Raw genomic sequence first — 19,539 nt, 5'->3', positions numbered from 1 at the left:
CTATGAGCAGACACAGAAGAATTTATGAGAGCAAAGATATGTCCGATCTGCCAGGAATCGTTGTCACAGGAGCCACAGGCCGCATGGGCCAGATGCTCGTCAGAACAGTTGTTCAATCGGGCAAGGCCCGCCTCGTCGGCGCCATCGAGCGCGACGGCAGCGATGCTCTGGGGCAGGATATCGGCGCGCTCTGCGGCCTCGGCCCCCTCGGCGTCCTCGTTGAAAGCGACCCGCTGCCAAGCTTTGCCCGCGCCCAAGCGGTGATTGATTTCACAGCCCCCGCCGCCACGCTCGGCTTCGCCGCCCTCGCCGCTCAGGCCCGCGCCGTCCACGTGATCGGCACAACAGGCATGACAGAGGCCGAAATCGCCAAGTTAGAGCCTGCATCCCACCATGCCGTCATCATCCGCGCCGGCAATATGAGCCTCGGCGTCAATCTCCTGACCCAGCTCACCAAGAAGGTCGCCGCCGCGCTTGATGAAGACTACGACATCGAAGTGATCGAAGCCCACCACAACCAAAAAGTCGACGCCCCCTCAGGTACAGCCCTGATGCTGGGCGAAGCCGCCGCCGAAGGCCGTGGCGTCTCGCTCAAAGAGGTATCGGACTCAGGCCGCGACGGTCTCACAGGCGCGCGCAAACGCGGCGACATCGGCTTTTCCGCCATTCGCGGGGGCGATATCATCGGCGAGCATGACGTCATGTTTGCCGCCGCTGGTGAGCGAATCATCCTGCGCCACATTGCCTCCGACCGCTCGGTCTTCGCCCGTGGCGCGCTCAAAGCTGCCCTCTGGGGCCAGGACAAATCCCCTGGCCAATATGACATGATCGACGTGCTCGGCCTGTAAACTCGGCCTGTAAAAAAAGCCGCCGGAACCCGTTCTTTTTCTTTCTCTAAATATCCTGGGGGGAGGCTTCAAAAGCCTTTATGCTTTTGAAGCTGGGGGGCAAAGCCCCCTGATGCGCTCGCTTGCGAGCGCACGGAGCGGCGCGGCGAAGCCGCGGCGCAATCCCGCCTCAAAAGTCGATCGCGATCCCCTTTTTCTCCCAGTCGCCATAGCGCGCAGGGTCGGGGCCGTCGCGTCCGCCCAGTTCCTTGGGCCGCGCCGCAAGTTCGGCTTCGCGCGCCACGCGGCGCGCCTCGGCTTCAGCCAAGGCCCGCTTTGCCGCCTCTGGTAGCTCTTTGTTGTCTGACATCAGATATTCCTTTCAGGCTCGCCCTGATATATGCCCCAAACAACCCAATGCCAAGGATGCCCAATGCCAACCCCTCGCCAAGCCGCGCTGTCCATGCTCAATCAGGTGCTCACCGAAGGCCGCCTTATGTCCGAGCCTGCCGCCCTGCGCGCGCTCGAAGGGCTGGATGCCCCCTCAAAGGCGCGCGCCCTGCGCCTCGCAAACGAGACCCTGCGCAACCTTGAGCGCGCCGACAAGCTTCTCAAGCCGCACCTGCGCAAAGAGCCAGCCCCCTATGTGATGAACCTTCTGCGCCTCGCCACACTCGAACTGGCCCAAGGCGGCGATGCCCATGGCGTCGTCAATGAGGCCGTGGCGCTCCTGAGCAAACACAAGAAATACGGCGCCATGAAAGGCCTCGCAAACGCGGTGCTGCGCAAAGTCGCAGCTGAGGCCCCCGAAAAGATCAAGATCCTGCGCGCCCCCCGCCTGCCCAAATGGCTGCGCGGCCCCCTGACAGAGGCTTATTCCTCCGAGATCATGGGCCAGATCGAAAAAGCCCATCTCGCGGGCGCGCCACTTGATATTTCCGTCAAATCGGGCGCCACCGCATGGGCCGACACGCTCGGTGGCACGCTGACCCCCTTTGGCTCAGTGCGCCTCGCTGAGGCTGGGCAAGTCACAGCGCTCGCAGGCTTTGAGGCGGGCGACTGGTGGGTGCAAGACACGGCCGCCGCGCTCCCCGCGGCTCTGCTCAACGCCAAAGCAGGCGAGAGCGTGCTGGATATGTGCTGCGCTCCGGGCGGCAAAACCATGCAGCTTGCAAGCACTGGCGCAACCGTCACAGCGCTCGACGCCTCCGAAAGCCGCCTCGCCCGCGTGCGCGAAAACCTGACGCGCACCAAGCTTTCCGCCACGCTCCTCTGTGAAGACGCACTCACCCATGAGGGCACATATGACGCCGTCCTGCTCGATGCGCCCTGCTCGGCCACAGGCACAATCCGCCGTCACCCCGACTTGCCCCATGCCAAAACAGGCGAAGAGTTCGGCGCGCTGATCGAGCTTCAGGCCCAGATGCTCGCCCATGCCGCAGGCCTCGTCAAAAGCGGTGGCCGTCTAGTGTTTTGCACCTGCTCGCTTCTGCCCGACGAGGGCGAGGTGCAGGTCGAAGAGTTCCTCGATATGCACCCCGAATTCACAGCCGATACATCCGTGCTCGCCCGCGACGGGGTCGATCCTGCATGGATCACAGAAGAGGGCGGGTTGCGCCTGCGCCCCGATTATTTTGACGATATCGGCGGCATGGACGGCTTCTACATGGCCGTGCTCAACCGCGCCTAATTCACCCTGCCCGCATTTGTTTGGTGACCGAGGGGCGCTTGCGGTGTAAGCTGGCCTCTCAAGTCGCCGCAAGAGCGCAAGAGGCAGTGTAGTATGTTAAAACAAGATCCGCTCAGCGCATTTTTCGCGCGAATGTTCAACAAGATCGCCGCGCGTTCAGGCGCCTTTTCGGCGGTGCCCACAGCCTTTGTCTCCTCGCCCGAGCCACGCACCATTGGGCTTTACGCCCGTGGCAAGCAGCTCGTCGCTGGCAATTACCTCTTTGCAGGGCAGCTCCTCTCTGGCGCGCGCCTCGAGTTCTGGGATCTGCCCCAAGCCAGCACCGAATTTCGCGCCGAAACTCAAGGGTTCGCATGGCTCGATGATCTGGCCGCCGTTGGCGATGCCTCCGCGCGTCAGGCGGCGCAGACATGGGTCTGGCAATGGATGGAGCGCTACGGGCGCGGCCAAGGCGCAGGCTGGACGCCCGATCTCACAGGCCGCCGCCTCATCCGTTGGATCAATCACGGCTTCTTTCTGCTCCAGAACCGCGAAAAGGAGCAGTCCGATCTTTTCTTTCGCTCCCTCGCGCATCAGACCCGCTTTCTTGGCAAGCGCTGGCACGCCGCCCGCCCTGGTGTGGCGCGGTTTGAGGCGCTCTCGGGCCTGCTCTATGCCGCGCTCTCCCTTGAGGGCATGGAGCGCTTTGTCGCCCCCGCGCAAAAGGCCCTCTCGCGCGAATGCGCCAGCCAGATTGACAGCATGGGCGGCCTGCCCACCCGCAACCCTGAAGAGCTCTTAGAGGTTTTCACGCTCTTGTCATGGTCCGCCCTCGCCCTGCGCGAAACAGGCCACCCCGTCACACCAGAACATGAAACAGCGCTTCTGCGCATCGCCCCCACCCTGCGCAGCCTGCGCCATGCCGATGGTGGCCTCGCCCGCTTTCACGGCGGCGGCAAAGGCGTCGAGGGACGCCTTGAGCACGCCCTCGCCGCCTCTGGCGTCAAAGCCAGCGCGCCCGAGGGGCTGTCAATGGGCTACGCGCGGCTTTCCGCAGGCCGCACCAGCGTGCTGATTGATGCCGCCCTGCCCCCGCAAGGCCGCGCCAGCCACAATGCCCACGCCTCCACACTGGCGTTCGAGCTGACATCAGGCCGCCGCCCGCTCATTGTCAGCTGCGGCTCTGGCGCCTGCTTCGGGGCCGACTGGCGCCGCGCGGGCCGCGCCACCCCCTCTCACAGCGCCCTCTGTATCGAGGGTGTCTCCTCCTCCCGCCTCACAAACCCGGCCCGCGACGGAACTGAACTGATCTCTTCAGGGCCAAGCCATGTGCCCGTTGAAATCAGCTCCGCGCCCGACGGGCTGCGCTTTCAGGGCGGGCATGACGGCTGGCTGCGCCCCCACGGGCTGACCCACGCCCGCACGCTCGAGCTGACAAGCGATGGCCGCGGCCTCGCGGGCGAGGATATGCTCTTTGCCGTTGAGGAGGCCGACAAAGCCACGTTTCAAAAAGCCCTCGCCCGTGGCGTCGATGCGGGGCTGCTGTTCCAGATCCGCTTTCATCTTCACCCAGAAGTTGACGCCGCCATTGATATGGGCGGCGCGGCCATTTCTCTGGCCCTGCGCAGTGGCGAAATCTGGATTCTGCGCTGCGAGCCAAACGCCGAACTGAGCCTTGAGCCGAGCGTTTATCTCGAAAGAGGTCGCCTCAAGCCACGTGCGACGAAACAAGTCGTTCTATCTGCCCGCGCAATGGAGTATGCCACGCGCATCCGCTGGTCGCTGGCCAAGGCGCATGACAGCGCCATCGCCATCCGCGATGTCCAGCGCGACGAATTAGAACTCTAGTTAGGACTGCTGCCACATGACGTCTCCCGCTCTCGCCCCGCTCCGCCGCGCGCTTCTCTCTGTCTCCGACAAAACGGGGCTCGTCGAGCTGGCCACAGCCCTCGCCGCACGCGGTGTCGAGCTGCTCTCCACAGGCGGCAGCGCCAAAACCCTGCGCGACGCGGGCCTTGATGTGAAAGATGTCGCCGAGATCACAGGCTTCCCTGAAATGATGGATGGCCGGGTCAAAACGCTTCACCCGATGGTCCACGGCGGCCTCCTCGCCCTGCGCGACACTCCAAGCCACGTTGACGCCATGACAGCCCACGGCATTGGCGCGATTGATCTCTTGGTGGTCAATCTCTACCCCTTTGAAGCCGCGCTCGCCCGTGGCGCCGACTATGACGAAATGATCGAAAATATCGACATCGGCGGCCCCGCCATGATCCGCGCCGCCGCCAAGAACCACAGCTTCGTGACAACCATTGTCGATGTCGAAGACTATTCTGCGCTTCTGACCGAGCTTGACGCCAATGATGGCCAGACAAGCTATGCCTTTCGCCAGCGCCACGCCCAGATCGCCTATGCCCGCACCGGCGCCTATGATGCCGCCGTCTCAACATGGATGGCAGGCTCCATCGGCGAGGAGACCCCCCGCCGCCGCGCCATTGCAGGCACGCTCGCGCAAACGCTCCGCTACGGCGAAAACCCGCATCAGCAGGCTGCTTTTTACAAAGACGGATCTTCGCGCGCAGGCGTCGCCACAGCGACCCAGCACCAAGGCAAAGAGCTGAGCTACAACAACATCAACGACACAGACGCCGCCTTTGAATTGGTCAGCGAATTCGCCCCCGAAGACGGCCCCGCCGTCGCGATCATCAAACACGCCAACCCCTGCGGCGTGGCCCGTGGCGATACGCTGATCGAGGCCTACACCCGCGCCTTTGATTGCGATCGCACCTCCGCTTTCGGCGGCATCATCGCCCTCAACGGCACACTTGACGCCGCGACAGCGTCAGAAATTTGCAACATCTTCACAGAAGTTGTGATCGCCCCCGATGCCACCCCTGAGGCCCGCGAAATCTTCGCCGCAAAGAAAAACCTGCGCCTGCTCACCACAGGCGCTCTGGCCGATCCGCGCGCGCCCCAGCTCTCCTATCGTCAGGTCGCAGGCGGGCTGCTCGTGCAGGACAAAGACACAGGCCACATCACCCTTGATGACCTCAAAATCGTCACAAAACGCGCCCCCACAGAGGCCGAGCTGGCCGATATGCTCTTTGCATGGACAGTGGCCAAACACGTGAAATCAAACGCAATTGTCTATGTCAAAGACCGCGCAACCGTCGGCGTAGGCGCAGGCCAGATGAGCCGCGTAGACAGCTCGACAATCGCCGCGCTCAAAGCCGCGCGCATGGCCCAAGACTGCGGCCTGCCGCAAAGCCTCGCGCAAGGCTCGGTTGTCGCCTCTGATGCCTTCTTCCCCTTCGCAGACGGCCTTCTCGCCGCCGCAGAGGCTGGCGCAACAGCAGTCATCCAGCCGGGCGGTTCGATGCGCGACGACGATGTCATCAAAGCCGCAGACGAAGCTGGCTTGGCAATGGTCTTGACCGGTATGCGCCATTTCAGGCACTAGAAGGCAGGACGCAATAAAACAGAGCGAAAAACGCTCTTGGGCAGGAGGGCGCAATGCGCATTATGTTTTGGGTCGCGCTACTCACGTTTGTGGCCGACCAGATCAGCAAATATTTCGTGGTGCATTGGCTCAATCTGGCCCAAAAGCTCTCGATTGACGTCTACCCGCCCTTCCTCAACCTGCGCATGGCGTGGAACTACGGCGTCAATTTCGGCCTCTTCGCCGAAGACAACAACCTGACACGCTGGGTTCTGATCACTGTCGCACTGATCATTTCTGCCGCCGTCTTTTGGTGGATTTCGCGTGAAGACCCGGGCACCGCAGGCCGCATTTCAGCGGGTCTCTTGATCGGCGGGGCCTTGGGCAATGTGATCGACAGGGTCATTTACGGCGCGGTGGCAGATTTTCTCAATATGTCCTGCTGCGGCTTTAACAACCCGTTTTCCTTCAATATCGCCGACATCGCGGTGTTTATCGGGGCCGTCGGCCTTGTGCTTTTCACCTCAAACGAAACAGAGCAAAACCCCTCGTGACCTCGCCTGAAAAACGGGGTAAGACAGGATCACCCTAATCGGAGATGCGTGATGCGCGTGCCACATCTTTTGTTTGTTCTGATTGCCTCGCTGGGCCTGTCGGCCTGTTCTGTCGGGCAGGAGCGCGACATTTCCATGCGCCAGCTCGACAAGCCGGGCGAAGGCCCCGACGAATTCAGCATCCTGCCCAGCCGTCCGCTTGAGGCGCCCGCCGATTATACGGCGCTGCCTGCGCCCACCCCGGGCCAATCCAACCTGACCGATCGCAATCCTGTTGCCGAAGGCATCGCCGCGCTTGGCGGCAAGGCAGCCAGCCTCACCGCTGCGGGCGTGCCTGCGTCAGAAACTGCGCTCGTGAGCCATGCCGCGCGCAACGGCAACAGCCCCGATATCCGCACAACACTGGCCACCGAAGACGAAGCTTTCCGCAGCCGCAAATCGCGCTTCACCAAAATTCGCCTCTTCAAAACAGACCGCTACGCCCAAGCCTACGAGCGCCAGACGCTTGAGCCTTATGGCGAATGGTATCGCTTCCGCCGCACAGGTGTTCAGACGCCCGCCGCCCCGCCTCGCGGCGAGTGAGCACCAGCCTTTCACATCTGCGTCAGCTTTCACCACTGCGCTTGATGCGCCGCCCAAAGCGCCTATCTTTTCCAGTAAATTTTTAGGAGTGACCCCATGCGCGCCCTCTTGCTAAGCCTCGCCCTTGCCGCCCCCGCCAAGGCCGACATCCGCGACGCCGTAACAAGCTTCACGCTCGACAACGGCATGGATGTTGTGGTGATCCAAGACAGCCGCGCCCCTGTGGTCACCCATATGGTCTGGTATCGCGCCGGCTCCGCCGACGAATGGCCCGGAACGTCGGGTGTCGCCCACTTCCTTGAACATCTCCTCTTCAAAGGCACAGACACCCTCGCGCCCGGCGAGCTTTCGGCCACAGTCGCGCGCAACGGCGGCACAGACAACGCCTTCACAAGCTATGACTACACCGCCTATTTCCAGCGCGTCGCCGCCGACAGGCTCGAACTGATGATGCGCCTTGAAAGCGACCGTATGGTCAATGTCCGCCTCTCCGAGGAGGACATTCTCACAGAGCGCGAAGTGATCATTGAAGAGCGCAACCAGCGCATTGAAAACAGCCCCGGCGCGCTCTTTCGCGAGCAAAAGAACGCCGCGCAATATCTCAATCACCGCTACGGCGTCCCCGTGATCGGCTGGCGTCACGAGATGGTCACACTCGATCTTGACGCCGCTCTCGCCTATTACAAGCGTTTCTATGCTCCAAATAACGCCATTCTCGTCGTCGCAGGCGATGTTACGCCCGAGGCTGTGCGCGCCCTCGCCGAGCAATATTACGGTGTGTTAGAGCCTAATCCCGAGCTTTCAGAGCGCGCCCGCCCCGCCGAGCCGCCCCAAACTGCCGAGCGCCGCATGATTTTCCGCGATGCCCGCGTCGCCCAGCCCTACGTGAGCCGCAGCTACCTCGCCCCCGAGCGCGACGCAGGCGCGCAGCGCGAAGCCGCAGCCCTCACACTCCTCGCCGAGCTTCTCGGCGGCGGAACCACAAGCTACTTCGCCGAGCGGCTCCAATTCGAGAGCCAGAAGGCCGTCTACACCGCCGCTTTTTACAACGGCGAATCGCTGGATGACACCGACTTCACTGTCCTCGTCGTGCCTGCCGACGGCGTCACACTCCCCGAAGCCGAAGCCGCCATGGACGAGGCCATAGAGAGCTTCCTCGCCAAGCCGATCGACACAGAGGCGCTCGCGCGTATCAAAATGCAGATCCGCGCCGCCCAGATCTATGCCCGCGACAACGTAAACAGCCTTGCCAATGATTACGGCAGCGCCCTCGCCAGCGGCCTCACAGTCGCCGACGTGCACGACTGGCCCGAGGTCCTCGCCTCGATCACCCCCGACGAGATCATCGCCGCCGCCAAATCCGTCTTCAATCTGGACCGCTCGGTGACAGGCTACCTGATGAAAGAAAAAGGAGACGCCTCATGAAAGCGATCCTCGCCGCAGTCCTTGGCCTCGCGCTCGCCCTGCCCGCCGCCGCAGGCGTCACCATTGACGCCTTCAAAACAGACTCTGGCCTCACGGTCTGGCACGTTGAAGAAACCTCGATCCCCTTTGTGGCCCTTGAGCTGCGCTTCAAAGGCGGCGCTTCGCTGGATGCCGAAGGCAAACGCGGCGCCGTCAATCTCATGACCGCTCTGATCGAAGAAGGCGCAGGCAGCCTTGATGCCCGCGCCTTTGCCAAGGCCCGCGACGGCCTCGCCGCCTCGTTTTCCTATAGCGTCTCTGATGACACGCTCTCCGTTTCGGCCCGGTTTTTGTCGGAAAACCGCGCCGAAGCCCTCGCGCTTCTGCGCGAGTCCCTGACCGCCCCCCGCTTTGACCAGGACGCCGTAGACCGCGTCCGCGCCCAAGTCGTCTCAGGCATCCGCTCTGACGAAAAAGATCCAAACGCCATGGCCCGTCAGGCCTTTGATCTGCGCGTCTACGGCGCCCATCCCTACGGCTCTGACAAAAGCGGCACGCTCGACAGCGTCACAGCCCTCACCCGCGAGGATATCCTCGCCGCCTTCCGCTCCACAGTGGCGCGCGACAGGCTCTATATCAGCGTCGTTGGCGATATTTCGCGCCAAGAGCTTGGCCCCGTTCTCGACACGCTGCTCGCCGATCTCCCCGAAACAGGCGCGCCGCTTCCGCCCGTCGCCGCCCCCGCCTTTGATGGCCAAACCGTGGTGATCCCGTTTGAGACGCCCCAGTCTGTCGCCATGTTCGGCCAGCCCGGCATCCCCTTTGATCACCCCGACTATTTCGCTGCCTACCTGCTCAATGTCGTGCTCGGCGGCGGCGGGTTTGAAAGCCGCCTCATGCAAGAGGTCCGTGAAAAGCGCGGCCTCACCTATGGCGTCTATTCCTATCTCGTTGGCAAAGACGGCGCCGATGTCTGGCTCGGCTCGGTCCAATCCGCCAACAACCGTATCCATGAGGCGATGGAAGTGATCAAAGCCGAATGGGCGCGGATGCAAACCGAAGGCGTCACAGAAAAAGAACTCAAAGACGCCAAGCTCTATCTCACAGGGGCCTACCCTTTGCGCTTTGACGGCAACGGCCCGATCGCCGACATTCTCGTCGGAATGCAGATAGAAGACATGGGAACCGACTATATCGCCACCCGCAATGACCGCGTGAACGCTGTCACACTCGAGCAAATCAACCGCGTCGCCCGCGATTACCTCAAGCCGGAGCAGCTCAGCTTCACAGTCGTCGGACAGCCCAAGGGCCTCTGAGGCACAGCCCCCTTTGCTCTTTCTTTTTGCTCTAAATATCCAAACACAGCGCCCGCCAAGCCGACCGCGCGCTGCGTTATCTTAATTCCTGTTAACCAAATCCCATCTGGCCGGTGCACAGAGGGTGCACGCATGGTGCACGCTTATCACCCCCTAGAATCAGTCCGCTCCGCGCCGTTAACTCTGCGGAACGCTGCGTAGGGTGGGTGTTAACCCACCGCTCCTCTCACTCCCCGTAAGGCACCCAGACAGTCTTCACATCACTCGCCTGCGCCAGAAATTCGCGCCCCTCACCCGCCGCGCCAAACCAGTCGCGCGCCTGCCCGTTATTGACCCATGTGCGCTTCAAATTGGTGCCGCTTTCGCACTCGATCTCGCGCGAAATATCACAGCTCGAAAAGCTCCAGACCCCGTCCACATCCATATGCCCCGCGAGCGGTTTCGCAAGCTCGGCGTGGCTGCCACTGAGCAGGTTCACAACTCCCGCGGGCACATCGGATGTCTCCAGTATTTGCATCATATCAAGCGCCTCCAGCGGGTAGGCTTCGCTCACCACAAGCACCGCGCGATTGCCCATCGCCAGCGCTGGCCCCATCACAGAGACAAGCCCCAAAAGCGGCAGCGCATCGTCACAAAACGCACCAATCACACCCAGCGGCTCGTTCATCGCAAGCGCCACCCCGCGCAGCGGAACACCCTTCACTGCGCCGTCATATTTATCCGCCCAAGCGGCATAGGAAAACAGCCGCGCCACAGCGGCTTCAACCTCTTTCGCGCCGCTCTTGCCGCCGCGCATTGCGTCAATGCGGCGGGCCAGTTCCGCGCCCCGCGCTTCAAGGTTTTCCGCCATAAAATAAAGGATCTGCGCACGCAAAGCGCCCGTGGTTTTGCTCCAGCCCGCAGCGCCCCGCGCCGCCTCGACAGCGTTGCGGATATCCTTGCGGCCCGCAATCGGCGCTTGCGAGACAAGCGCGCCACTCCTGGCAAAAATCTCGCGGCTATAGCCCCCGTCAGGGCGCGTCTGTTTGCCACCGATATAGAGCTTTTCGGTGCGGTCCAGCGCCCCTGTGGCAAGCCCGCCTTTCCCCGCGTTCGGCGCAGTCTGGGCGAGCCGCTTCGCCTTGCCCTTGGGCTTCGTGTAGGCCCGCAAGCCTTCCCAGCCGCCCTCGCGCCCAAAGCCGCTTTCGCGGACCCCGCCAAAGCCGGCCGCCGCGTCAAACAGGTTGGTCGCATTGACCCAGACAACCCCCGCCGCAAGTTTAGGCGCAATGCTGAGAGCAAGGTTCACATTCTCGCTCCAGACGCTCGCCGCAAGCCCGTAGCGCGTGTTGTTGGCAAGGCTCACAGCCTCCTCAGGCGTGCGGAAGGTCGTGGCCACCAGAACAGGCCCGAATATCTCCTCCTGCATCAGCGTCGCACTGGGCGAAAGCCCCGTGATCAGCGTCGGTGGATAGAAGCTCCCCTCCACAGGCAAATCAACGGGCGCCGCGTAAAGCTCCCCTTCATCATTGGCCGCGATCATATCTGTGATCGACCTAAGCTGCGCAGGATCCACAATCGCCCCAACGTCCACAGATTTATCCATCGGCGAACCAACACGCAGCTTAGCCATCCGTGCCTTGAGCTTTGCATAGAACGTGTCTGCAATACCCTCCTGCACCAGAAGCCGCGAGCCCGCACAACAAACCTGCCCTTGGTTAAACCAGATCGCATCGACAAGCCCCTCAACCGCTGAATCAAGGTCGGCATCATCAAACACAATGTAAGGCGATTTCCCCCCCAGCTCGAGCGTCAGCGCCTTGCCGCTTCCTGCCGTGGCCTCGCGGATTTTGCGGCCCACTTCGGTAGAGCCGGTAAAGGCGATCTTATTGATATCATTGTGCTTTACGATCATCTCGCCCACAGCGCCATCGCCCGTGACAATGTTGACAACGCCCTTGGGAACACCCGCCTGACGGCAAATGTCAGCAAACAAGAGAGCCGTCAGCGAGGTATATTCCGCAGGCTTCAAAACCACAGTATTGCCCATAGCAATCGCAGGCGCGACTTTCCACGCCAGCATCAAAAGGGGGAAGTTCCACGGAATAATCTGCCCGCAAACGCCCAGCGCCTCGGCGTCAGGCAGCTCGCTGTCCATCAGCTGCGCCATGCCCGCATGATAGTAAAAATGCCGCTGCACGAGAGGGATGTCGATGTCGCGGCTTTCCCTGATCGGCTTGCCGTTATCGAGCGTCTCCAAAACCGCAAAAAGGCGGCTGTGTTTTTGCACCAGACGGGCAATCGCATAGAGCACCCGCGCCCGCCCATGGCCGCCAAGCTTCTCCCATTTCGGCTGGGCTTTGCGCGCCACTTGAACGGCCAAATCAACCTCGTCAGAACTGCCCTGCGTGAGCGTCGCCAGCGTCTCGCCATTGGCAGGGTTGCGGCTCAAAAAGCCCTCGCGCGGTGCGGTAAACGCCCCGTCGATAAAGTGCCCAAACGCTGCGCCATTGTCAGTGATCCAGGCAAAGGCCTCCGCCGCGCTCTCGGGCGCTTCGCCATAGTCCATGCTCTCGAAAATCTCTTTAACTGTCATGTTTCCATTCCTCTGGGCTTCGCCCGTTCGACGCTAAATCGTTCCACTGAAACGATTTTTCTCCGCGTCTCACCCCGCCGCATGACGGTATGACGCCGAATAGGCCCCCGTCACATAATGTTCCAATTGCCGCTCGATATCGCCCAGAAGACTTGAGGCCCCAAAGCGGAAAAGATCAGGCTGAAGCCAGCGGTCGCCCAGCTCTTCTTTCATCATCGAAAGATAGACCAAGCTGTCCTTGGCCTTGCTGATCCCGCCCGCAGGCTTATAGCCAATCCGAAAGCCCGTGGCCGCCTCATAGTCCCGTAACGCGCGGATCATCACGAGGCTCACAGGCAGGGTCGCATTGACGCTTTCCTTGCCCGTCGAGGTCTTGATAAAATCCGCACCCGCCATCATGCAAACAAGGCTGGCCCGCGCCACATTGCGCAGCGATCCAAGCTCTCCTGTCGCCAGAATGGCTTTCACATGGGCGTCCCCGCAGGCGGCGCGAAACGCGCGCATCTCGTCGTAAAGCGCCTGCCAGTTCTGCGTCAGAACGTGGCGTCGGGAGATCACAATATCAATCTCGCTCGCGCCGGCCTTTACGCTCTCTTCAATCTCTTTGACACGCAAATGAAACGGCGACAGCCCCGCAGGAAAGCCCGTGCTCACAGCCGCAATCGGGATACCGCTGCCCGCCAGAGCCTCAGCCGCAGGGGCGATCATATCGTGGTAAACGCAGACCGCGCCCACAGTGATCGGCCCCATGCCAAGCGCGTCCATAATGTCCTCGCGCACAGGGCGTCGCGCCTTGGCGCAAAGCCGTGCCACGCGGCCCGCCGTGTCGTCGCCTGCAAGCGTGGTGAGGTCGATACACGTGATCGCCTTCAAGAGCCACGCGGCCTGATGCGCCTTTTTCACAGAGCGCCGCGTGCCGAGCGTGCTGGCGCGCCGCTCGATCGCCGAGGTGTTCGCTTGCACCCGCGCCACCCAGTCCAGATCAAGCGGAATCCCCGCATTGCGCGGCTCGGTTGTCTGGGGCAGCAGTGCCTGTTTGTCTTGGTCAATAACGTTCATTCCGTCGCCCTCTTTGGCCTCGGTCAAAACGTCTCACGCGCCCGCCGCAAAGGCAAGCGCTGACCTTACGCCCGCGTGACCCAGGCCGCCTGCGCCCGCAAGGCCGTTTCGTAGGCTTCGCCCAAGCGGCCCTCTCCGATCAAACGAACGTCCGCCCCAAGCCAGAAGGCCCGCGTCGCCGCCAGCTCGGCCCCGATCAAAGCGCCAAGTGCCACGCCGCTTTCGCCCGAAACCTCGGCGCTGCGCAACATCCCCGCGAGCCGCTCAGGCTGGCTCATCGCGTCGGCGAGCGCCGTCTCATCAGGCGCAGCTTCTGCGCCCAAAGCCGCCGCCAAGCGGCCCGTCAAAAACGATTGAAAGCTCACAATTTCGCCCGCCGAAACCTGAACCCAATGGCTGACATCCCCCACGACCAAAACAACCCCGCCCCACTCGGGCACAGTGCTCACAAAAGCCGCAACACGCCTGCGCTCCGCTTCGGGCAAAAGCCCGCGCGGGCGCGCCTGATGAAGGTCACACCAGACGCCGTTGTCTGGCGCAGCTTTTGCGGGAACCGTCTCCAACATCGCCAAATCTAACCCCTCAGCTCGCAATAAACGGCGCGTCAATCTCGATCATAACAGGCCCGCTCTGCCCTGCCTTCGGCACAAGCGCTTCGGCCAGCGCACGAGGCTCCGCCGCAACCCGCGCATAAGGCATTCCACAGCTCGCCGCGATATGCTCAAACAAGGGCGGTTTCGGATCACATCCGACAACATCAATCCCCGCGTTTTCCATGGTCAACTCGATCTCGCCATAGCCGCCGTTGTTCCAGATAATGAAGGTCATGGGCAGCTTCTCCTGCGCCGCTGTCATCAGCTCGGGCAAGCTAAACTGCGCGCCCCCGTCGCCCGCAATCACAACCACAGGCCGCTCAGGCTGCGCAAACTGGGCGCCTATCCCCGCAGGGATCGCATAGCCCAGCGCGCCAAAGCCCGTCGCCGCATTGAACCAGCCGCCCGCAGCGTCATGATCATAATAGAGGTTGCCCGCATAGACAGGCTGGGTGCTGTCGCCCACAACCAGAGCGCCAGGCCGCGCGTCGCGGATCACATCCAGCAATCCACACATCAGACGATAATCATCGCTCAGCTCGGCCCAAGCGCCTGCGCGCGCCGCCTCGGCCCGCGCCGCGCCGTCGGCAATCGGCTTGTCGCCCACCTGCCCAAGAAGCGCCTCAAGTGCGAGGCCCGCATCGGCCTTAACGCGCATCTCGGCCTCATGCCGCGCCAGCTGGTGTTCACAAATATCAATCCGCGCCAACCGCTTCATCGACGGCATCTCGCCAATCGCATACATATCATAATCCGTCGGGCCAAATTCTGTCCCCACAGCCAAAACCATATCCGCCTCGGCAATCGCTGCGCGCACGGCCTTCAAGCTCGGGCTGGCAGGAATACAGAGCGGATGCTTGTGCATCATCCCCCGCGCATTCACCGTAAGCACCACAGGCGCATCAAGCTTCTCCGCAAGCTGCCCAAGCGCCGCCTCGGCCCGTTTGGCCCCACCGCCCGCAAGGATCACGACCCGCTTGGCCGCCATAAGCTCCGCCGCAAGCTCATTAATCTGGCCCTGATCCGCCGCCAAAGGCGCAGGCAGATCAGGCGCTTTGTTCACTTTGCCATGGTCATGCTTGGCCACATCAATCGGAATTTCGATATGATAAGGCCCGCCCCGTGCGCCAGACATCCCCGCAAACGCCGCATCAATCGCAGGCATCAGCCCCGCCGCATCTTCTATTTGTTCGGCCCTGATAGAGACTGTTTTTGACAGCGCCAGCTGGTCTGGCAGCTCATGCAAACAGCCAAGCCCCTTGCCAAGCGTATGGGTCTTGTTCACCCCCGACACGACAAGCATCGGCACAGAATCCGCGCGCGCCTGCGCCATAGCGGTCAACGTATTGGTCAGCCCTGGCCCCGTGATAACAAAGGCAACCCCAGGCTTGCCCGAAGCGCGCGCATAGCCATCGGCCATAAAGCCTGCGCCCTGCTCGTGGCGCGGCGTAATATGCGCAATCCCCGAGCTTGCCAGCCCGCGATAAAGCTCCACAGTATGCACCCCCGGAATGCCAAACACATGGCTCACCCCATGCGCTTTCAGCCGCTCGACAAGCGCTTCTCCAACTGTTGGCATCTCGGTCTCCTACCCTTGTGGTGTCATTCCGCGCCGCGCACGGCCCCGTTCCAGCCCAAGCTGGTGTTCCCGCCAGATAATGATGACACCTGCCAAAATAACAAGAGCCGCGCCGCCGATTGTGCGCATATCGGGAATTTCGTTGAAAAAGACCATCCCGAACACAATCGCAAACAGCATCGACGCATAATCAAACGGCGCAACAACCGAGGCAGGCGCAAAGCGGTAAGCCGAGGTCAAAAAGATCTGCCCCATCCCGCCAAGCAAGCCCGCCATAATCAAAAGCGCCGCCTCCCGCCCCGTCGGCACAACCCAGCCAAACGGCAGTGTCAAAAGCGAAAGCAAAGCCGCCGTCACCGAGAAGTAAAACACAATCGCCGAGGTCTGCTCGCTCTGAACAAGCTTGCGAATATAAATCTGCGCCAGCGCCGCACAGAGCGCGCCCGTCAAAACAAGCATCGCGCCCAAAGCGGCTGTCTTTTCGACATGGTCGCCCGAAAACGCGCTAAGCCGTGGCCCCAATACAATCAGGACGCCAAGCATCCCAAGCGCCACAGCCGCCAGCCGAAACAGGCGAACCTGCTCGCCCAGAAACATCGCCGCCAAAATAACAGTAAGCAGCGGCGCGGCATAGCCGATTGCCGTCACTTCAGGCAGCGGCAAAAGACCAAGCCCAGCAAAGCCAAGCCCCATAGCCGCCGTGCCCACAAACCCGCGCCAGAAATGCCCCATAGGCGAAGCCGCCTTAAGCCCCGTGCGCAAATTTCCCCGCAGAGCGACCCATGCCAAAATCACCGGCAAGGCAAAAACCGAGCGAAAGAAAACAGCCTGCCCCGCAGGCACGTGCTGGGCCGTCGCCTTGATCAGTGAGGCCATCGTGATGAAGGTAATCACCGAACAAATTTTGAGAGCAATGCCTTTGAGTGGGTTCATGCGACCCTCCTTTTGGCGCGACCATCGCGCGCAGTTTGGCCAAGGTCAATTCCTCTCTTGCGCTCTCGCCACCAAGCCCGCAGGATTAGGCCACAATTTTGAGGGCCCCCATGTCAGACAACTATCTCTTCTCCCGCCTCACAGCGTTCGGCGCGTCCACCCCGAACAAAGCCTTTGCCACACAACCCGACACCGACGCGCAAAGCTTTGGCACAACCCTGAATAACGCGCTGCGCCTCGCCGCTGTCTTGCAAAACGCTGGCCTCAAGCCCGGCGATCGCGTCGCCGTTCAGGTCGAAAAATCCCTGACAGCCATCGAGCTATACCTCGCCACGGTCGCCGCAGGCGGGATTTTTCTGCCGCTCAACACGGCCTATACCGCAAGTGAATTGAGCTATTTTCTGACCGATGCCGCGCCCGCAATCGTGGTCTGCGATCCCGCGCGCGAAGCCGAAATTGTGCCCCTCGCCAATGCCGCCCATGTCTTTACCCTCGACAAAAACGGCCAAGGCTCGCTCACTGCCGCCCTCACAGAGGCCGTCATCACGCCCGTGGCGCGCAGCGCAGATGACCTCGCGGCCATCCTTTACACCTCGGGCACAACGGGCCGCTCAAAAGGCGCAATGCTGAGCCACGACAACCTCTACTCCAACGCCGCCGCGCTCAAGGAGCACTGGCGCTTTACCTCCGAAGATGTGCTTATCCACGCGCTGCCGATTTTTCACACCCACGGTCTCTTTGTCGCGACCAATATCGCGCTTGTCTCTGGTGCAACGCTGCATTTTTTAAAGAGTTTCTCCCCCGATCAGATCATTGCCGCCCTGCCCACAGCAACCAGCCTCATGGGCGTGCCAACCTTCTACACCCGCCTTCTGCAAGACGCACGGCTCACGCCCCAGCTCTGCGCCACAATGCGCCTCTTCGTCTCTGGTTCCGCCCCCATGCTGGTCGACACCCACGAACAATGGCAGGCCCGCACAGGCCACACCATCCTCGAGCGCTATGGCATGACAGAAACCAACATGAACACCTCAAACCCCTATGACGGCGCCCGCCGTCCCGGAACGGTCGGAATGCCCCTCCCCGGCGTTGAGCTGCGCATCATGGACAACGCCCAAGACGTCGCCCAAGGTGACATCGGAACAATCGAGGTGCGCGGCCCCAATGTCTTCAAAGGCTATTGGCAAATGCCCGAAAAAACCGCCGAAGAGCTGCGCCCCGACGGCTGGTTTATCACAGGCGATCTCGGTCAGATCGACGCCGACGGCTATGTTTCTATCGTCGGTCGCGGCAAAGACCTGATCATCACAGGCGGCTTCAATGTTTACCCCAAAGAGCTCGAAAGCCTGATTGACGACATAGATGGCGTCCTTGAAAGCGCGGTGATCGGCCTGCCGCACCCCGACTTCGGCGAAGCCGTGGTTGCCGTCGTGGTGCCCTCAAACCCCGCCCTGACAGCCGAGGCCGTCAAAGCCGTCGCCACCGAAAAGCTCGCAAAGTTCAAACAGCCCAAACAGATCCTTCTCTTGCCAGAGCTGCCCCGCAACACCATGGGCAAAGTCCAGAAAAAAGCGCTGCGCGACACCTACGCAAACCTCTTCACCTAAAGCGCAAGCCCCCATGCGGGTCGGCTTGCCCGAAGGGCATTCGCCCCTCAATCAGGCGAAAGCATATACCCCGCCCCGCGCACCGTCTGCAAATAGCGGGGCTGCTTCGGATCGCGCTCGATCTTGCGCCGCAAACGTGTGATCTGAACATCAATCGCGCGCTCCTGCGCCTGCCCGCGGTCGCGGCCCAGCTCCTCCACAAGCGCCGAACGGCTGATCGCCTCCCCCAGCGCCGCCGAAAAAATTTTCATCAGCTGGTTTTCCGTCGCCGTAAGCCGCACAGGGTCTTCCCCCTCCCAAAGCTCACCGCGCTCAATATCATATCGAAGCGCCCCCAGCCCAAAAACCTTGGGCCGCACGTCCGCTGCCACACCCTCAGGCACGCGCCGCAAAATAGCGTTGATCCTGAGCAAAAGCTCTTTGGGTTCAAACGGCTTGGCAAGATAATCATCCGCACCAGCCTCAAGCCCGACAATGCGGTCTTCCGTCTCGCCCCGCGCCGTCAAAAGCAAAATCGGAACCTGCGAGCTCTCCCGCACCGACCGCGTCAGGTCGATTCCGGTCTCCCCGGGCATCATCACATCCATCACGATCAGGTCAAAATCCAGCCCCGCCAAAAGCCGCCGCGCATGGGCCGCATCTCGCGCCCCCGAAACCAGAAACCCCGCCCGCACCAGAAACTTCTGCAAAAGCATCCTGATCCGTTCGTCATCATCCACAATCAGAAGGTGCGCGTCGACATCATTCATTCACTCTTATCCCTCGGCCTTATCTCTCAATGCGCCGTATTTTCGGCCCATCTCTTTGTCCATCATCGCCTCAAGCACTTGGCGAAATCCGCGCACAGCCTCTGGCCCTGCCGCGCGGTAAGCGTCCCGCATTCGCGCCCGCTGGACTTCCGACAGCTGCCGCTCAAGCGCCTGACCCGCCTCGGTCAGATACAGATGCCGCTCGCGGCGGTCGCTCCCGCCCACCTTGCTCACCACAAGGCCATCCTCCATCAAAGTTCGCAAGACACGGTTCAGTGATTGTTTCGTAACCCCAAGTATTTCCAGCAGATTTTTCACAGTCGTCCCCGGCGCACGCGCCACAAAATGCACAGCGCGGTGGTGGGCGCGGCCATAATTCTGGTCCCGATCGCGGTTCAATTCCTCCAAAATGCGGTCAGGATCGGCGGTAAATCCACGGTATGCAAAGAACATCCCCTCGATCCCTTGTTGCAATTGCTCATCTGTCAAAAACAACAAGCCTTCGCCGCTGATAGGTTCACTCATGATCACTCTCTTTCTCTTGCCGTCCAATTTTAAGTCAGCTTTGTTGACATTCCAAGGCACGAATGGTAGCGATTCTCAGTTTTTGCGCAACTTTATGTCCGCTTCGGACGTTTCATGCGCAACATTCT

At 61.6% G+C, this 19,539-nt stretch carries 17 protein-coding genes; 9 read left to right on the top strand and 8 right to left on the bottom strand.

What is annotated here, in order from left to right; genetic code table 11:
- The first annotated feature begins 38 nt into the window (after positions 1-38).
- Positions 39-848 carry a 4-hydroxy-tetrahydrodipicolinate reductase gene (gene dapB, locus ACTF58_RS02205; RefSeq protein WP_438990325.1) on the top strand — a complete coding sequence of 270 codons (810 nt, stop codon included), beginning with the start codon at positions 39-41 and terminating at the stop codon, positions 846-848.
- Between the two features lie 169 nt (positions 849-1,017).
- Here the strand turns inward: dapB and ACTF58_RS02200 are convergent, their stop codons facing one another.
- A complete protein-coding gene (locus tag ACTF58_RS02200) occupies positions 1,018-1,197 on the bottom strand; it encodes a DUF1674 domain-containing protein (RefSeq protein ID WP_438990324.1) in 180 nt (59 codons plus the stop codon).
- Positions 1,198-1,260: 63 nt separating this feature from the next.
- Between ACTF58_RS02200 and ACTF58_RS02195 the strand changes: the two genes are divergently transcribed.
- The 7 genes from ACTF58_RS02195 to ACTF58_RS02165 all read left to right on the top strand — a co-directional run bounded on the left by ACTF58_RS02195 (position 1,261) and on the right by ACTF58_RS02165 (position 9,791).
- The gene (locus ACTF58_RS02195; protein ID WP_438990323.1) at positions 1,261-2,517 is read left to right on the top strand and encodes an RsmB/NOP family class I SAM-dependent RNA methyltransferase; all 1,257 of its coding nucleotides are present in this window, start codon (positions 1,261-1,263) and stop codon (positions 2,515-2,517) included.
- A gap of 93 nt (positions 2,518-2,610) precedes the next feature.
- Positions 2,611-4,344 (top strand): heparinase II/III family protein, encoded by a 1,734-nt coding sequence (locus ACTF58_RS02190; RefSeq protein ID WP_438990322.1) that lies wholly within the window; start codon positions 2,611-2,613, stop codon positions 4,342-4,344.
- A 16-nt stretch (positions 4,345-4,360) separates the two neighbouring features.
- Positions 4,361-5,956 (top strand): bifunctional phosphoribosylaminoimidazolecarboxamide formyltransferase/IMP cyclohydrolase, encoded by a 1,596-nt coding sequence (gene purH / locus ACTF58_RS02185; protein WP_438990321.1) that lies wholly within the window; start codon positions 4,361-4,363, stop codon positions 5,954-5,956.
- A gap of 53 nt (positions 5,957-6,009) precedes the next feature.
- Positions 6,010-6,489 (top strand): signal peptidase II, encoded by a 480-nt coding sequence (gene lspA, locus ACTF58_RS02180; protein ID WP_438990320.1) that lies wholly within the window; start codon positions 6,010-6,012, stop codon positions 6,487-6,489.
- Between the two features lie 51 nt (positions 6,490-6,540).
- Positions 6,541-7,071 carry a DUF3035 domain-containing protein gene (locus ACTF58_RS02175; RefSeq protein ID WP_438990319.1) on the top strand — a complete coding sequence of 177 codons (531 nt, stop codon included), beginning with the start codon at positions 6,541-6,543 and terminating at the stop codon, positions 7,069-7,071.
- A 96-nt stretch (positions 7,072-7,167) separates the two neighbouring features.
- Entirely contained in the window at positions 7,168-8,496 is a 1,329-nt protein-coding gene (locus tag ACTF58_RS02170; RefSeq protein ID WP_438990318.1) for a M16 family metallopeptidase, read from the top strand.
- The gene (locus ACTF58_RS02165) at positions 8,493-9,791 is read left to right on the top strand and encodes a M16 family metallopeptidase (RefSeq protein ID WP_438990317.1); all 1,299 of its coding nucleotides are present in this window, start codon (positions 8,493-8,495) and stop codon (positions 9,789-9,791) included. Before ACTF58_RS02170 ends, ACTF58_RS02165 begins: the two co-directional genes overlap by 4 nt.
- Before the next feature lie 226 nt (positions 9,792-10,017).
- On the opposite strand, the gene ACTF58_RS02160 is transcribed toward ACTF58_RS02165, so the two are convergent.
- From ACTF58_RS02160 to ACTF58_RS02140, 5 genes are all read right to left on the bottom strand, one after another.
- Positions 10,018-12,366, bottom strand: coding sequence for an aldehyde dehydrogenase family protein (locus ACTF58_RS02160; RefSeq protein WP_438990316.1), 2,349 nt, complete (start codon positions 12,364-12,366; stop codon positions 10,018-10,020).
- Between the two features lie 69 nt (positions 12,367-12,435).
- Complete coding sequence (gene deoC / locus ACTF58_RS02155; RefSeq protein WP_438990315.1) at positions 12,436-13,425, bottom strand: deoxyribose-phosphate aldolase; 990 nt, start codon at positions 13,423-13,425, stop codon at positions 12,436-12,438.
- 65 nt (positions 13,426-13,490) lie between these two features.
- The gene (locus ACTF58_RS02150) at positions 13,491-13,991 is read right to left on the bottom strand and encodes a 2-dehydro-3-deoxygalactonokinase (RefSeq protein ID WP_438990314.1); all 501 of its coding nucleotides are present in this window, start codon (positions 13,989-13,991) and stop codon (positions 13,491-13,493) included.
- Positions 13,992-14,007: 16 nt separating this feature from the next.
- A complete protein-coding gene (locus ACTF58_RS02145; RefSeq protein WP_438990313.1) occupies positions 14,008-15,597 on the bottom strand; it encodes a 5-guanidino-2-oxopentanoate decarboxylase in 1,590 nt (529 codons plus the stop codon).
- Between the two features lie 9 nt (positions 15,598-15,606).
- Positions 15,607-16,530 (bottom strand): DMT family transporter, encoded by a 924-nt coding sequence (locus ACTF58_RS02140; RefSeq protein ID WP_438990312.1) that lies wholly within the window; start codon positions 16,528-16,530, stop codon positions 15,607-15,609.
- Between the two features lie 110 nt (positions 16,531-16,640).
- Between ACTF58_RS02140 and ACTF58_RS02135 the strand changes: the two genes are divergently transcribed.
- Complete coding sequence (locus ACTF58_RS02135; protein WP_438990311.1) at positions 16,641-18,137, top strand: malonate--CoA ligase; 1,497 nt, start codon at positions 16,641-16,643, stop codon at positions 18,135-18,137.
- 47 nt (positions 18,138-18,184) lie between these two features.
- Here the strand turns inward: ACTF58_RS02135 and ACTF58_RS02130 are convergent, their stop codons facing one another.
- Both ACTF58_RS02130 and ACTF58_RS02125 read right to left on the bottom strand, forming a co-directional pair.
- Positions 18,185-18,886 (bottom strand): response regulator, encoded by a 702-nt coding sequence (locus ACTF58_RS02130; RefSeq protein WP_438990310.1) that lies wholly within the window; start codon positions 18,884-18,886, stop codon positions 18,185-18,187.
- A gap of 6 nt (positions 18,887-18,892) precedes the next feature.
- The gene (locus tag ACTF58_RS02125; RefSeq protein ID WP_438990309.1) at positions 18,893-19,411 is read right to left on the bottom strand and encodes a MarR family winged helix-turn-helix transcriptional regulator; all 519 of its coding nucleotides are present in this window, start codon (positions 19,409-19,411) and stop codon (positions 18,893-18,895) included.
- Positions 19,412-19,539 lie beyond the last annotated feature (128 nt).

The sequence above is a fragment of the Lentibacter sp. genome, assembly GCF_965657785.1.
GTDB lineage: Bacteria > Pseudomonadota > Alphaproteobacteria > Rhodobacterales > Rhodobacteraceae > Lentibacter.
Note: the sequence above shows the minus strand (reverse complement) of the source record. Positions and strands in the feature narration are given on the sequence as shown.

Excerpts from the sequence above, each read along its gene's own strand:
- ACTF58_RS02145 (WP_438990313.1), bottom strand. The coding sequence starts at position 15,597 with ATGCCAACAGTTGGAGAAGCGCTTGTCGAGCGGCTGAAAGCGCATGGG.
- ACTF58_RS02175 (WP_438990319.1), top strand. The coding sequence starts at position 6,541 with ATGCGCGTGCCACATCTTTTGTTTGTTCTGATTGCCTCGCTGGGCCTG.
- deoC (WP_438990315.1), bottom strand. The coding sequence starts at position 13,425 with ATGAACGTTATTGACCAAGACAAACAGGCACTGCTGCCCCAGACAACC.
- purH (WP_438990321.1), top strand. The coding sequence starts at position 4,361 with ATGACGTCTCCCGCTCTCGCCCCGCTCCGCCGCGCGCTTCTCTCTGTC.
- ACTF58_RS02135 (WP_438990311.1), top strand. The coding sequence starts at position 16,641 with ATGTCAGACAACTATCTCTTCTCCCGCCTCACAGCGTTCGGCGCGTCC.
- ACTF58_RS02170 (WP_438990318.1), top strand. The coding sequence starts at position 7,168 with ATGCGCGCCCTCTTGCTAAGCCTCGCCCTTGCCGCCCCCGCCAAGGCC.
- ACTF58_RS02165 (WP_438990317.1), top strand. The coding sequence starts at position 8,493 with ATGAAAGCGATCCTCGCCGCAGTCCTTGGCCTCGCGCTCGCCCTGCCC.
- dapB (WP_438990325.1), top strand. The coding sequence starts at position 39 with ATGTCCGATCTGCCAGGAATCGTTGTCACAGGAGCCACAGGCCGCATG.
- ACTF58_RS02130 (WP_438990310.1), bottom strand. The coding sequence starts at position 18,886 with ATGAATGATGTCGACGCGCACCTTCTGATTGTGGATGATGACGAACGG.
- ACTF58_RS02195 (WP_438990323.1), top strand. The coding sequence starts at position 1,261 with ATGCCAACCCCTCGCCAAGCCGCGCTGTCCATGCTCAATCAGGTGCTC.
- ACTF58_RS02125 (WP_438990309.1), bottom strand. The coding sequence starts at position 19,411 with ATGAGTGAACCTATCAGCGGCGAAGGCTTGTTGTTTTTGACAGATGAG.
- ACTF58_RS02160 (WP_438990316.1), bottom strand. The coding sequence starts at position 12,366 with ATGACAGTTAAAGAGATTTTCGAGAGCATGGACTATGGCGAAGCGCCC.
- ACTF58_RS02190 (WP_438990322.1), top strand. The coding sequence starts at position 2,611 with ATGTTAAAACAAGATCCGCTCAGCGCATTTTTCGCGCGAATGTTCAAC.
- ACTF58_RS02140 (WP_438990312.1), bottom strand. The coding sequence starts at position 16,530 with ATGAACCCACTCAAAGGCATTGCTCTCAAAATTTGTTCGGTGATTACC.
- lspA (WP_438990320.1), top strand. The coding sequence starts at position 6,010 with ATGCGCATTATGTTTTGGGTCGCGCTACTCACGTTTGTGGCCGACCAG.
- ACTF58_RS02150 (WP_438990314.1), bottom strand. The coding sequence starts at position 13,991 with ATGTTGGAGACGGTTCCCGCAAAAGCTGCGCCAGACAACGGCGTCTGG.
- ACTF58_RS02200 (WP_438990324.1), bottom strand. The coding sequence starts at position 1,197 with ATGTCAGACAACAAAGAGCTACCAGAGGCGGCAAAGCGGGCCTTGGCT.